Here is a 14,119-nt window from a genome sequence, read left to right as displayed (position 1 = left end):
AGAAAAAGGGTGAAAACAATTAGTTTTCACCCTTTTTTATATCATCAGGTTGGATAGTATCTCTTCTGTCTTCAACTACTTTATAAGCATTTACAATGCGTTTTACTAGTTTATGACGGACGATATCTTTATCGTCTAAGTAGAGCATACCAATTCCTTCTACATCTTTTAAAATAGTGATGGCTTCTTTTAATCCAGAAGAAACTTTACGCGGTAAATCAATCTGGCCTGGATCTCCTGTAATAATGAACTTCGCACTTTTCCCCATACGTGTCAAAAACATCTTCATTTGAGAATGCGTTGTATTTTGTGCTTCGTCCAAAATAACAAAGGCATTATCTAGGGTTCTACCGCGCATGAAGGCTAAAGGTGCAATCTGAATAACTCCCTTAAAAAGATAATCCTCTAGTGTTTGTGGGGGAATCATATCGCGTAAGGCATCGTACAACGGCTGCATATAAGGATCTAGTTTTTCCTTCATATCTCCAGGTAAGAAACCAAGATTTTCACCTGCTTCTACGGCAGGACGCGTCAAAATAATGCGCTTCACTTCTTTATTCTTTAAAGCCCGAACAGCTAAAGCAACGCCTGTATATGTTTTTCCTGTACCCGCAGGACCAATAGCAAAAACCATGTCATTTTTCTCTACCAATTTGACCAATTTGTGCTGGTTATCAGTCATGGGTTTGATGAGCTTTCCACCCACGCCATGTACTAAGATATCATCTAGTGCCGAGACTTGTTGTAGATCACTATCCAATACAATACGTTCAATTGCGTTTTCGTCGATTTTATTATAACGAGTAAAGTATTTGATTAGACGAACAAATTTTTTATCAAATTCATCCAAAACTTCTTCTTCTCCATAAATCTTTAATAGAGATCCTCTAGCGATTATTTTTACTCGAGGATAAAGTTTTTTTAAAACGTCTAAGTGTAAATCTTGAGGTCCCCAAAATTCCTTAGGGCTAATTTCCGATAGTTCTATTATTCTTTCGTTCAATACTAATGCGAATTAATTAAAAAAATAGTCTAATTTTGTATTTCAAATCTACTATAAAAAATTGATTTTTCTTATAAAAATAGAGACTAAAAAATAATGCAAAGAATAATTACATTAACAACTGATTTTGGATATACGGATTATTATGTAGGGGTTTTAAAAGGAAAGATATATTCTAATATTCAAAACTGTAATGTAGTTGATATATCGCATGGGGTAAAGAATTATCGAGTTGCTGATGCGGGATTTGTACTTTCAATGGCGTATAGTCATTTTCCTAAGGGAACCATTCACATTTTATCTGTTGCTTCGGCTATTCTGCCTTTTTCGGCAGCCATTTGCGTCAAATGTCAAGGCCACTATTTTATTGGAACAGATAATGGAGCAATTGCCGTTGCTTTAGGGACACGTGAATTTGAAGAAGCCGTGACGATTAATCACGTCGAAGGAATGAATACCAATGATGTATTTGTGTATTGTGCTTATCAGTTATGTGAAGGTAAAGAATTACAGGCTATTGGCTTGCCAATTGATACTTTGTATAAAATGAATTTATGGGTTGAAAACCTTACAATTAAACCAAATTTGATTATTGGAACTTATGTATATGAGGATAAGTTTGGCAATCTTGTAACCAATATTTCGAGAGAATTGTTTGAGCAAGTGGGTAAAGGTAGAAACTTTGGTATTCGAATAAAAAATCGTACAATTACAAAAATAAATGAATACTACGCAGATTTCAACGTTAATGATCCGATTGAACTTGTTAGTAAAGCGGGTGAATTACTAGCTTTATTTAATGAAGTAGGGCAATTAATTGTAGCTATTATGTATTCGAAAACGGACGAACCTGGAGGGTCTATTCGAACGCTATTGGGCGTTCATTTAGAAGACCAGTTGTTTATCGAATTTAGTGAAGAGTAATCTAAAGCAAAAAAATATGTTTGTACGTATCGTAAAACTTACCTTACAAGAGGACAGAATAGATGATTTTTTAAATCATTTTGAAAAATACAAAGAACAGATTCGCAATTTCCCAGGTTGTCAATTTTTAGAGGTTTATAGAGACAAACAGCAGCCTAATATTTTTTTTACTTATAGCTATTGGTCTGAAGAAACAGCTCTTGATATCTATAGAAAATCCACCTTATTTGGTGAAGTTTGGCCTTATTTTAAAACATTGTTTAAAGAAAAAGCCGAAGCGTGGAGTGTGGATAAATATGCTACTTTAAAATAACTGCATTAATTATATGAAAGCACTGTGTTTGCGCGAAATTAAATCCTTTTTTGGATCGCCAATAGGCTACTTGGTAATCATTGTTTTTTTGATTATTAACGGACTATTCCTTTGGGTTTTTGATGGAAATTATAATATTCCTCAAAGTGGTTTTGCTGATTTATCTCCTTTTTTCTTTTTGGCACCTTGGGTATTTTTATTTTTAATTCCCGCTGTGACTATGCGAAGTTTTTCAGAAGAAATCAAACAAGGAACCATAGAATTACTTTTGACCAAACCCTTATCTCCTTGGCAAATTGTTTTGGGGAAATTCTTGGGTGTTTTAGCTCTCGTTGTCTTAGCAATTTTACCTACTATCGTTTATGTATGGGTACTGCAAGAGTATATATTAGCAGGACAAACCTTTGATTTGGGAAGTGTAATTGGTTCTTATTTAGGACTTGTTTTTTTGGGTGCAGCTTACGTATCCATGGGAATCTTTGCTTCTTCTTTAACGAGTAATCAGGTTGTTTCTTTTATTTTGGCAGTATTGTTTTGCTTAGTAGCTTCTTATGGATTTTCTATGTTAGATACTTTTAAAGCGTTCTCTGGCCTAAGTAAATTAGGTGTGAATGCCCATTTTAGCAGTATTTCTAAAGGAGTAATTGATACAAGAGATTTACTTTATTTCATCTCTTTTTCTGCTGTATTTTTGAGTTTAACCGTATTTCGAATTAATCAATTGCGCAAATAATGAAAAGAGAGAAAAAGAAAAATATTGTTCAGTTAGGAAGTTTTGTTGCTGGAATTGTTATCCTGAATATTATCGGTTCATTTGTTCATCAGCGTTTTGATTTGACGCAAGATAAACGATATACCTTATCGCCCATAACGAATGAAATCATTGACCAAGTGGCAGAACCTATTTTAATTGAGGTGCTTTTAGAAGGTCAGTTTTCTCAAGAATTTGTCAAATTACAAGCAGAAACACGTCAGTTATTAGAAGAATTTGCTTCTGAAAATACAAATATTTTATTTCGCTTTGTTAATCCTTTGGAAGAAGGGGGAGGCTCTGAAGAACAAATTATAAGTAATTTGTATGAATTAGGCGCGAAGCCCGTTACCTTAACCGTTAATAATAAAGGTATTCAGTCTCAAGCTTTAGTTTTTCCTTGGGCTTTTGTGAGCAAAGGCGAGCAAATGGTAAAAGTTCAGTTACTAAAAAATAGAATTGGAGCAAATACAGAAGAAAAAGTATTGACTTCGATTCAGCATTTAGAATATGCTTTTACAGAAGCGATTGCAAAAATTAATACCCCAAAATCCAAAAAAATAGCCATTTTAAAAGGAAATGGTCAGTTGGAAGATCAATATATTGCAGATTTTTTGATTACTGCAAAAGAGAATTACCACATTGCTCCTTTTACAATGGATTCGGTAGCGAATGCACCTGAAAAAACGTTAAAGCAATTGCAAGAATTTGACTTAGCGATTTTAGCAAAACCAACCAAAGCATTTGATGAAAAACAAATTGAAGTTTTAGATCAATTTATTATGAATGGGGGTAAAACTTTATGGTTGCTAGATCAAGTACAAGCTGATTTTGACAGTTTGCGTGAAAAAGGCTCTATGTTGGCTTACCCAAAAGATCAATCACTAGGAGAGATGTTGTTTAAATATGGGGTTCGAGTTAATCCTCTATTAGTTAAAGATGAGGTAGGAACTCCAATTAAATTAGCGATTGGTCGCCAAGGCAGTGAAACCCAGTATAACGAATTTATTTGGAAATATGCTCCTTTTGTTTATCCCGAATCAAATCATCCTATTGTTAAAAATATTGAGGGAGTTCGCTTAGATTTTACTTCGCCTATTGATACCTTGAAGAATGGAATTAAGAAAACAATTCTCTTACAATCTTCTCCCTACTCTTTAACAACAGGGACGCCATCCGAAATTAGTTTGGATATGCTCAACGAAGAATCTTCGCCTGAACATTATAAAGGGAATGGAAAATATGTACTTGGGGTCTTGTTAGAAGGTCAATTTAAGTCGGTTTTTGAAAATAGAGTATTGCCTTTTGCTTTGACAAATGCAAAAAAACAAAGTGTAGAAAATAAAATGATTGTGATTAGCGATGGGGATATCATCAAAAATCAACTCGATCAAAATTATCAACCGATGGAATTGGGATATGATAAATGGACAAATAAATTATATGGAAACAAAGAGTTTTTATTTAATGCAGTGAACTATTTATTAGACGATTCGGGTTTGATTCATCTACGCACAAAAGAAGTTAAAATCCCTGTTTTAGATAAGATGAAAGTTTTTGAACACTACACAACTATTCAAATTATAGTGTTAGTTATCCCTGTAATTGTTGTCTTAGTGGTTGGATTTTTGTTTTCTTTCTTCAAAAGAAAGGCTTTTGTTAAAAAGTAGTGCAAATTCTGCTTTTATTATTGAAGTTAAACGAATATATTTGTAGGTGTAAAGCCTTTTACATATAAAAATATTTTAATATGAAATTTATAGTATCGAGTTCCTATTTGTTGAAGCAATTACAGGTATTAGGAAGTGTTATTAGTAGTAGTAATACGTTACATATATTAGACAATTTCTTGTTTGAATTGGATAATAATATCTTAAGAGTTTCAGCTTCTGACTTAGAAACAACAATGTCTGCAAGCCTAGAGATAGAATCAACTAGCCAGGGAAGTATCGCTGTACCTGCTAAGTTGTTGTTGGAAACATTGAAAACATTTCCTGAGCAACCATTGACTTTCTCAGTAAAGGAAAACAATACGATTGAAATTAGTTCAGATGTTGGAAAGTATGTTTTAGCCTATTCTGCTGGAGATGAATTTCCTAAAGCAGAGAGCTTAGAAGATCCTTCAAAAACGGAAGTGTCAGCTGGCGTATTAGCGACAGCAATTAGCAAAACTATATTTGCCGCAGGAAATGATGATTTAAGACCAGTCATGTCAGGTGTTTTCTTTCAATTTGCTCCAACGGGATTAATTTTCGTTGCAACAGATGCACACAAATTGGTTAAATATTCTCGTACGGATATTACTTCAGCTAGCGAAGCGAGTTTTATCATGCCTAAAAAACCATTGACTATTTTAAAGAATATTTTAATGGCTTCAGGTGCAGATGTAGTAATTGAATTTAATGATTCAAATGCTAAATTTACCTTTGATAATTATGCTTTAACTTGTCGTTTAATCGATGGAAAGTATCCTAATTATGAAGCGGTAATTCCAAAAGAAAATCCAAATAAATTATTGTTAAATAGAGTTCAATTCTTGAATTCAGTTCGCCGTGTGGCTATTTATGCAAATAAAACAACACACCAAATCAGATTGCGTATCGCAGGTACGGAGTTGAATATCTCAGCAGAAGATATTGATTACTCAAACAAAGCAGATGAGCGTTTGACTTGTGATTATCAAGGCGATGATATGCAAATTGGATTCAACTCTAGATTCTTATTAGAAATGTTGAATAATCTTCAATCCGATGAGATTCAATTAGAAATGTCCTTACCAAACAGAGCGGGAATCTTAACACCAGTTGATGGTTTAGAAGAGGGAGAAGCAGTTACCATGCTTGTTATGCCTGTTATGTTAAATAACTAATACAAAAGGTCTATTGAAAAATAGGCCTTTTTTGTTTAAATTAAGCTACACCTCCGCGCGGAGGTGTAGCTTTTTTATGTCTATATTTGTTTGTTAATTGATAATCATAAAGGGATGAAATCTACAAAGTGTATTTTAATTACAGGAGGAGCTGGATTTATAGGAAGTCATGTGGTAAGAAAATTTGTAGAAGCTTATCCGATGGATGTCATTGTCAATTTAGATGTATTGACCTATGCAGGTAATAGCTCTAATGTAGAGGATATTGCTCATTTACCCAATTATCAATTTATACAAGGTGATATTCGCAATGAATATTTCATCAATCAATTGTTTGAAGACTATCAGTTTACGCATGTTATTCATTTGGCAGCAGAATCTCATGTAGACCGTTCTATTGCAGATCCGTTAGCTTTTGTAACTACGAATGTTATGGGAACGGTGATTTTACTTAATGCCTTTCGCAAGTTGTGGGAAAATAACTGGGAAGGTAAGGTGTTTTATCATATCAGTACAGATGAAGTTTATGGAGCATTAGGCGCAGAGGGGCTGTTTACAGAAACAACCGCCTATTCTCCTAATTCACCTTATTCTGCTTCTAAGGCTAGTTCAGATCACTTTGTTAGGGCGTATGGTGAAACCTATCAAATGCCTTTTTTAATTAGCAATTGTTCTAATAATTACGGACCAAATCAATACCCAGAAAAATTAATTCCTTTAACTATTCAATGTATTTTGAAACAAAAGCCAATTCCTGTATATGGTACAGGCGATAATATTCGCGATTGGTTATATGTTGAAGATCATGCAGAGGCTATACGATTTATTTTAGAACATGGAATACTCGGTGAAACCTATAATGTAGGAGGATTTAATGAGGTAAGAAATATGGATTTGGTGCACCTTTTGTGCGATTTATTAGATACTCATTTCGGTAGTGAACAAGGGAGAAATAAACAGCTTATTCGCTTGGTAGAAGATCGCAAAGGGCATGATTTTAGATACGCTATAGACGCAACAAAACTACAAAACTTAGGATGGATGCCAGCCGTGAAAATTGAAGAAGGAATGCGAAAAACAGTGAATTGGTATTTGGATAATCAAGCGTGGATAACGGAAATAGAACGTAGAAAATAGAGATTATTCTTTTTTGAATACACGCATATTTTCTCGAATATAATCATAATAATCTCCTTTGTAAGCGGCAATACTTGTCGTTAGATTTTCAGGAGAAACCCAGTTTTGATATAGGGCAATTTCTTCTAAACACGCAATTTTTAATCCTGTTCTCTTTTCTACCGTTTTGACAAATTCAGTGGCTTCTACAAGTGATTCATGTGTACCTGTATCCAACCAGGCAAAACCTCTTCCTAAAGGTTGTACCAATAGGTTGTTGTGCTGTAAATAAAGGTTATTTAAACTGGTGATTTCAAGTTCGCCTCGAGGAGAGGGTTGAAGGGTTTTGGCATAGGCAATTGCGCTATTTGGATAGAAATATAACCCGACAACGGCAAAGTTTGATTTTGGATTTTGTGGTTTTTCTTCAATAGAAATTGCTTGGTGATCGGTGTTAAATTCTACAACACCATAGCGTTGCGGATCTTTGACCGTATAGCCAAATACAACTGCTTTTTCTTCATCTTTGACAGAATCAATAGCGGATTGTAATTTGTTTTTTAAATCATTGCCATAAAAAATATTATCTCCTAAGATCAGACAAACAGGGTCCTCTCCAATAAAATCCTCTGCAATAATCAAGGCTTGTGCAATCCCTTCTGGTTGAGGTTGAACAGCATAGGTAAGATTAATTCCTATTTGTTTTCCTGACCCTAATAAGGATTCAAATAAGGGTAAGTCTCTGGGAGTTGAAATGATTAAAATATCGCGAATACCTGCCAACATTAAGGTTGATAAAGGATAATAAATCATTGGCTTGTCGTATACAGGTAATAACTGTTTGGATATAGATAGGGTAAGAGGGTGTAATCGAGTTCCTGAACCACCTGCCAATATAATTCCCTTCATAGTTTTGCGTATTTTAAATTAGGGTGATGTTATTCACCAATAGGAGTTGAAAGATAAGTAAAGATTTTTGTTTGGGATAAAATTGAGTTAAAAACTTTTACTAAATATGGCAAATAGACGTATTGTTTGCTTGATAAATCTATTTACCCTCGTCATCTATTTTGATTGGAAGAGGTTTAAGTTGATTATATACGTTCTTTGCAAAATATACACTTTAAAAATAGAAAATAATCTTAACTTTAAATTGTAATTTGAAAGATAGAAAATAGAATGCTAGATATCAAAGTTCGATCGCATGATGCGTATACTTTAGAGATGAAAGTTGGCTTTATTAAAGAAAAAAATCAACATAAAAGTGACTTTACAATCAATACTTGGATTTTTGTACCTAATACCTTAGACTTGAATAAATCGAATTATTCAAAAGATCAATTCTATTCAGATGTAAAATCTAAAGTTCGGTTTATTACTCCCGCTTATAAATTGAGTGCCATCGTAGATGAAGGAGCAATTCCTCTTAATAATTTAAGCTCAGCTACTCATCTTTTGCTAAAAGAGGAAACAGAACAAAGTTTGTATGAAGTTGAATTTCAGTTAAAGATGTTTATGGCTATTTTTAGAAGTGCCTTGCGCCAAGCTGTAACAGAATTTAAGCAAACTACGGGAGATACAAAGCAAGAGTTGGTACAGACCTATGTTACCGCAAGTATTGCCATAAGAGATAAGTATAGGATAGTAAAAGAAGAACTACATCAAAATGAGCAAGTAACAGGTAAAGAGTATTTAAATTATTTTAGTTTTGCTGATGAATACTTATCTTATACGTTGTTGCGTTATAGCTTTTTGTTATTAGATCAATTGACCGTGGTCGTTGATGCGCGTTTTCAAGAAGTACAAAATCAAATCAAGCAATTGATTTTGTCGGAACAAGCTTACATGAAAAGCAAAGGTTATAGTTTCATAAAAGCAAATGAAAAAACGATCAATCAAGAAGTGATTTATCGTTATGCTATGTTGAATAAATATGTAGAATCCGATTTACTACTAGAATCAAATAAGAAAAAAGATAGCGATGGTGTTTTTGTACAACAAGTTTACTATAGTCTTGCTGCGGGAATATCCATGATATTCGCAACAGTTGTAGCCTTTTCTTTTCAACAAAAATACGGTAATTTTACCATGCCTTTATTTGTGGCTTTGGTTGTAGGCTATATGTTAAAAGATCGCATTAAAGAACTGACTCGATTCTATTTTGCAGGGAAGTTGGGAGGAAAGTATTTTGACAATAAAACGTCTATAAGTATCAAAGGAAAACCAATAGGATGGATTAAGGAAGCGGTTGATTTTATAACCGATGAGAAAGTCCCTTCAGAAGTTTTAAGTATTCGAAATCGATCTGTTTTATTGGAAGTGGAGAATCGAATCCACAATGAAAAAATATTGCTTTATCGCAAAAAAGTATCCTTAGATCGTGGAGAAATGATGAAAAATAGCACGTATTTCTTTAAAGGAGTGCACGATATTTTTCGATTCAACTTGACGCGTTTTATGCAGCGAATGGATAACCCAAAAGTTTCTATTTTAAGTTTGGATGAACAAAATGATCAGGTTATTAATTTTTATGCTGACAAAGTGTACTATATTAATCTTATTTCCCAAATTGAATATGAAAATTATACAGAATACAAGCGATATCGATTGGTTTGTCAGCGCGATGGGATTCAAAAAATAGAAGAATTATTTACTTAATGTAGAACAGTGAAAAAGAAAAGAGTAAGTATTTTAGGAATCAGTTTATTTTGTTGTGCTTGCAGTTTGGCTCAGGGCGATTCTTTATACATTGGTAAATATAAGCATACCTATGGTGCAACCACTAGTTTAAGTCAGTCGTTTTTGTCTTTAAATTACGAAGAAGGAAAAAAAGAACTTTCCTTCGAACCCAATCGACCTTTGAATATAGGATTGGCTTTTGCGTGGAAAAATTCTTCTTTGAGTTATAGCCATGGATTTTCAGGTATGCGAGATAAAGAAAAAGGAAAAAGTTCTACCGTTGACTTTCAATATCACGTTATGGGTAAAAAGTTTATTATTGACTTTTACTTTCAACAGTACAAGGGGTTTTACCGCTATGATTCAGAACAACAGAAATACTTGAGTTTTGATGATTTGAGAATTAACCTATATGGAGGGAAATTCACTTATGTATTTAATTCAGATAAGTTTTCAATTGGTGCAGCTCATAATAAGAATAGGATTCAAAAAAAGTCTGCAGGAGCATTGTTAATTGGAGGGTCTAGTTTTTTGAGTGTAATTAAAAATACGCCAGAATTAATGGATGGAATCAGAGGGAATGATAGTCGAAGTTTTAGTTTTGGCCCAACTATTGGGTATGGCTATAATTGGGTATTGTGGAAGAAGTTTTTAGCTTCTCTGTCTTTTAGTGTGGGCATTAATGGGATTTTTGATGAAAATTTGAGTACCAAAAACACTGTTTTTTATGTCAACGGACAAGTCGGTAGCGAATTGAATCTTGCCTACCAGGGGGAAGAGTGGGGATTAGGGATAAAATCGTCACTTAGTGCGATGTATTTTGAAAAAGTAGAAAACTATACAACCCAATTGTCCAATAAGCATGTTTCATTTTTTGTAACCAAGCGATTTTCTTTGAAAAAAGATCCAAAAATCTTGCAATATGATTTGATTGATTTATTGGATCTCTCTACCTATTAATTATATTCTTTAATGAATTTCATACAAGTCGAATCAAGGATTTGTTCTCCTTGGTATCGGTAACATACTAAATAACCATCTTTGGCTACACTAAAATCTAAACAGCACGTATTCGCTGTTAAAACAGTAGGTTTAAGATTGGCGTTTACTTTCATCCAATAGTGTCCAAAAAAGACGGGTTTAGCTTCTTTAGGGTAGAAACTGAGGTTCTGAAGCGTAAGCGCTTGGTCGGATTGATGCTTAATTACAGAAGCACTAACTGTACTGAGCCTATGCGGTTTTTTCGGTTCTTCCCACCATTTTATTCTAAAAGAATCACGAATAACACCATCTTTATCAATAAAAGATTTCTGGTTGGGCAATACCATTTCTTTTCCTTTGAGCACAATTTCTACTGCTTGATGCAAAGCAGTACCTTCCCTAGTAGCCTCTTCTAATAAATCGAGAGGTAAGCAAGGCTGTGTTAGACGTGTTTTTAGATAGGCAATGCTTTCATAGTCCCAACACGCATGTATCGCTCGAAACGAATTATTTTCATAAAAAAGCGGTAGCGTCTTAAACCATTCAATATACATTTGGTATAACGCCGGCTGTTGCATAAAAGCAGCCATAGTAATCGCATGTTGGTTGAAGTTTTTCTTGGTATGCGCTCTTAAATAAGACCCATCGGTAGCTTTAGTGTTGTAGCAAATAGCATTGTATTCATGATTTCCCATTAAAGCAATCGCTTCTCCATTGTCAACCATGTTTTTTACAATTTCTAATACCTCAACAACATTTACACCGCGATCAATATAATCTCCTAAGAACAAAACTTTCCTTTCCGGATGCTGATAGTAATTGCTTATTAGTTTATAACCTAAGGCACCTAATAGTTTTTTTAAGTCGTTGCTATGCCCGTGTATATCACCAATGATATCAAAATTATTAAAGTTTTCTGGAATTCTACTCATAGTTTGAGGGGCTGTGTAAGAAGGTTAAGTACTAGATATAAAAGAAAGAATAAAGTACTATTTTTCAATGAAATAAACAAAAGTATGGCAATAAAAATTTACAATATAAGGGAAATAAAAAAGCCGTTTGACAGGTCAAACGGCTTTTTAAAAATATTGAAAGTGATTATTTTTTCATTTCTTTCATTTCCTTCTCAATCATATCATAGAATTGATCGATTTTCGGCATTAAAATGATTCTAGTTCTTCTGTTTCTTGCTTTGTTATCAGCATTGTCATTCTCAACTAATGGCACATATTCTCCACGTCCAGAAGCAACTAATTGTTTAGGATCTAAACCTAAGTCTTTTTGAAGAACTCTTACAATAGAAGTAGCTCTCTTAACACTCAAGTCCCAGTTGTCCTCAAACATTGTGTTTTTGATTGGCACATTATCTGTGTGTCCTTCAACCATCAATTCAAAATCAGGTTTGCTTTTTGCAATTTTAGCTACTTTTGCCAACACAGATTTCGCTTTGTCGTTTACTTGGTAACTAGCAGATTTGAATAACAATTTATCCGCAATTGAAATATATACAACTCCTTTTTCAACGTTAACTTCAATATCCGGATCGTCAAAACCAACCTCTTTCTTAACACTCTTAACTAAAGCTAAAGTAACGGAGTCTTTTTTAGTAAGTGCATCTTGTAATCTTGTGATTTTTAAATCTTTTTCTTTTAAACTTTCTAAAGATTTCTCTAGGTTATCAGCCCCTTTTGAAGATAACATTGTTAAGTTACCCATGTTGCTAATTAAATCAGAGGTGTTCTTTTTTAAGTCGTGCACTTGATCTGATAATACTTTTTTCTCAGCTAGTGCAGAGTTCAATTGAATAGTACAAGTGTTTAATAAATCTTGTACTTCCTTGTTTTTTGCTTCTAAATCAGCAAGTTTTTGTTTTGTACCACACGATGTTAACGTAAGAGCCAAAACTGCTAAACCTAAAACTACTTTTTTCATAAATAAAAAAATGATTGAATTTTGAGTCAAATATACCAAAAGCATTGAGATTCTAGTATATCTGAATAAAAATTATTTACTGTTTGTTGTGAATTATAGTGAAAATCTTTTTTCTACACACAAAGTACGTAAAAATTATAGATTTTTCCGTGAAATAATTGTTAATGTTTGTTATTTCTATTTTGTTTTTAAGTGTTGCGATGCGTTTATAAAAGCCAAAATGAGATCGAATTATCGCCCAGCAGTGCTTGGGTTGGAGTAAAAATAAGAACCGAATCCCTGCAACACCGTCTAAACACAAGCGAATAAAGAGTCTGTTGAATTTAGATTGAGCAGGAAGATTTTTATAGAGCATCATCAGGGAGTTCCTAAAGTTCAAATAGGTTTTTTTGGGATTTTCGTAATTTAATGTTGCACCACCAACGTGATACACCGTTGAGAATCCGCAGTATTTGATGTGATATCCTCTGTTTTTTGCGCGCCAACACAAATCAATTTCCTCTTGATGCGCAAAGAAAGCTTCATCAAATCCATTCAATGCATTAAAAACCTCATTTTTAATGCATAAACACGCGCCACTAGCCCAGAATATATCCACAATATCATCATATTGACCTTCATCTTTTTCAATGGTGCCAAAAATACGTCCTCTGCAGTACGGAAATCCATATTTATCGATATATCCCCCTGCAGCACCTGCATATTCAAAATAAGCTTTGTTTTTATAATCGAGTATCTTAGGTTGTACAATAGCTAGATTTGGATCTGTGTCAAACAAGTGTACAATCGGTTCTAACCAGTTTTCAGTTACTTCAATATCTGAGTTAATTAAAATGAGTAGCGGTTCTTTCAAACCAGATAAACCTACATTATATCCCTTTGCATAGCCGTAGTTTCCTTTGTTTTGAATGATTTCTATTGCTGGAAATTCGCGTTGTATATAAGCTTGACTACCATCAGAAGAATTATTGTCAATTACATAGAGGTTGGCTTGGGGTGAAAATTGAGATAAAGTAGGCAAAAAAGTTTCCAATAATTTTTTGCCATTCCAGTTGAGTACAACCAATGCAACTTGTTTCTCCATAGTTTGTTTCTTTAAAAAGTAAGATAGTTTGGCAAGGATTTCAAAAAGAAATAACTTTCTTTTTCATAATCCATTCGGCAAAAATAGTGATGCAAACCATTGGTCACATATAATAAATCAGCGCGTAATTGATAATTATAACGGGCAATCTGATCAAAGGTTTGTTGGGTAATAGCTATAGAAGGAGCTTTACATTCTACTAAAACCGCAATTTCTCCATTGGGTTTAAATACAACTACATCATAGCGCTTGTTCATTCCATTGATTTTGACAATCTTTTCAACACTAATAAGTGATAATGGATAGCCTTTTACTTCCATTAACTCATGGACAACATGTTGTCTTACCCATTCTTCAGGAGTTAGAAGAATAAATTTTTTCCTGATTACATCAAAAATAGCTATCTTATTTTCACTATTTTTGAATCGAAAATTAAAAGATGGAAAGTTTAATCTTTGCATAACACA

The 14,119-nt window shown here is 33.6% G+C and carries 14 protein-coding genes; 8 read left to right on the top strand and 6 right to left on the bottom strand.

Annotation, left to right across the window (positions count from 1 at the left end):
* Nucleotides 1-19: 19 nt before the first annotated feature.
* On the bottom strand, nucleotides 20-1,003 hold the full coding sequence (locus ACMHJ2_RS09035; RefSeq protein WP_413512569.1) for a PhoH family protein: 984 nt from the start codon (nucleotides 1,001-1,003) through the stop codon (nucleotides 20-22).
* 96 nt (nucleotides 1,004-1,099) lie between these two features.
* On the opposite strand from ACMHJ2_RS09035, the gene ACMHJ2_RS09030 reads away from it, so the two are divergent.
* From ACMHJ2_RS09030 to rfbB, 6 genes are all read left to right on the top strand, one after another.
* Nucleotides 1,100-1,927 carry an S-adenosyl-l-methionine hydroxide adenosyltransferase family protein gene (locus ACMHJ2_RS09030; protein ID WP_413512568.1) on the top strand — a complete coding sequence of 276 codons (828 nt, stop codon included), beginning with the start codon at nucleotides 1,100-1,102 and terminating at the stop codon, nucleotides 1,925-1,927.
* A gap of 16 nt (nucleotides 1,928-1,943) precedes the next feature.
* Complete coding sequence (locus ACMHJ2_RS09025) at nucleotides 1,944-2,240, top strand: putative quinol monooxygenase (protein ID WP_413512567.1); 297 nt, start codon at nucleotides 1,944-1,946, stop codon at nucleotides 2,238-2,240.
* Nucleotides 2,241-2,253: 13 nt separating this feature from the next.
* On the top strand, nucleotides 2,254-2,973 hold the full coding sequence (gene gldF, locus ACMHJ2_RS09020) for a gliding motility-associated ABC transporter permease subunit GldF (protein ID WP_413512566.1): 720 nt from the start codon (nucleotides 2,254-2,256) through the stop codon (nucleotides 2,971-2,973).
* The gene (gene gldG / locus ACMHJ2_RS09015; RefSeq protein WP_413512565.1) at nucleotides 2,973-4,661 is read left to right on the top strand and encodes a gliding motility-associated ABC transporter substrate-binding protein GldG; all 1,689 of its coding nucleotides are present in this window, start codon (nucleotides 2,973-2,975) and stop codon (nucleotides 4,659-4,661) included. The genes gldF and gldG overlap by 1 nt, the downstream gene beginning before the upstream one ends.
* Before the next feature lie 80 nt (nucleotides 4,662-4,741).
* Nucleotides 4,742-5,860 (top strand): DNA polymerase III subunit beta, encoded by a 1,119-nt coding sequence (gene dnaN, locus ACMHJ2_RS09010; RefSeq protein WP_413512564.1) that lies wholly within the window; start codon nucleotides 4,742-4,744, stop codon nucleotides 5,858-5,860.
* 114 nt (nucleotides 5,861-5,974) lie between these two features.
* On the top strand, nucleotides 5,975-6,997 hold the full coding sequence (gene rfbB / locus ACMHJ2_RS09005) for a dTDP-glucose 4,6-dehydratase (protein WP_413512563.1): 1,023 nt from the start codon (nucleotides 5,975-5,977) through the stop codon (nucleotides 6,995-6,997).
* 3 nt (nucleotides 6,998-7,000) lie between these two features.
* On the opposite strand, the gene rfbA is transcribed toward rfbB, so the two are convergent.
* Nucleotides 7,001-7,885 (bottom strand): glucose-1-phosphate thymidylyltransferase RfbA, encoded by an 885-nt coding sequence (gene rfbA, locus ACMHJ2_RS09000; RefSeq protein ID WP_413512562.1) that lies wholly within the window; start codon nucleotides 7,883-7,885, stop codon nucleotides 7,001-7,003.
* Between the two features lie 270 nt (nucleotides 7,886-8,155).
* On the opposite strand from rfbA, the gene ACMHJ2_RS08995 reads away from it, so the two are divergent.
* Both ACMHJ2_RS08995 and ACMHJ2_RS08990 read left to right on the top strand, forming a co-directional pair.
* Nucleotides 8,156-9,634: a hypothetical protein gene (locus ACMHJ2_RS08995; RefSeq protein WP_413512561.1), complete on the top strand. Its 1,479-nt coding sequence runs from the start codon at nucleotides 8,156-8,158 to the stop codon at nucleotides 9,632-9,634.
* 9 nt (nucleotides 9,635-9,643) lie between these two features.
* Nucleotides 9,644-10,615: a DUF4421 family protein gene (locus tag ACMHJ2_RS08990; protein ID WP_413512560.1), complete on the top strand. Its 972-nt coding sequence runs from the start codon at nucleotides 9,644-9,646 to the stop codon at nucleotides 10,613-10,615.
* Here ACMHJ2_RS08990 and ACMHJ2_RS08985 read toward each other — a convergent pair.
* From ACMHJ2_RS08985 to ACMHJ2_RS08970, 4 genes are all read right to left on the bottom strand, one after another.
* Nucleotides 10,612-11,568: a metallophosphoesterase gene (locus ACMHJ2_RS08985; RefSeq protein ID WP_413512559.1), complete on the bottom strand. Its 957-nt coding sequence runs from the start codon at nucleotides 11,566-11,568 to the stop codon at nucleotides 10,612-10,614. The genes ACMHJ2_RS08990 and ACMHJ2_RS08985 overlap by 4 nt on opposite strands.
* A 166-nt stretch (nucleotides 11,569-11,734) precedes the next feature.
* Nucleotides 11,735-12,568, bottom strand: a complete 834-nt coding sequence (locus ACMHJ2_RS08980) for a flagellar motor protein MotB (RefSeq protein WP_413512558.1) — start codon at nucleotides 12,566-12,568, stop codon at nucleotides 11,735-11,737.
* Nucleotides 12,569-12,644: 76 nt separating this feature from the next.
* Complete coding sequence (locus tag ACMHJ2_RS08975) at nucleotides 12,645-13,652, bottom strand: glycosyltransferase family 2 protein (RefSeq protein ID WP_413512557.1); 1,008 nt, start codon at nucleotides 13,650-13,652, stop codon at nucleotides 12,645-12,647.
* 11 nt (nucleotides 13,653-13,663) lie between these two features.
* Nucleotides 13,664-14,113 (bottom strand): type I restriction enzyme HsdR N-terminal domain-containing protein, encoded by a 450-nt coding sequence (locus tag ACMHJ2_RS08970; protein WP_413512556.1) that lies wholly within the window; start codon nucleotides 14,111-14,113, stop codon nucleotides 13,664-13,666.
* Nucleotides 14,114-14,119 lie beyond the last annotated feature (6 nt).

The organism is Myroides odoratus (genome assembly GCF_965118575.1).
Classification (GTDB): Bacteria; Bacteroidota; Bacteroidia; order Flavobacteriales; family Flavobacteriaceae; genus Flavobacterium; species Flavobacterium odoratum_B.
The sequence above is the reverse complement of the archived record's forward strand: the minus strand, read 5'-3'. Positions and strand labels throughout refer to the sequence as shown.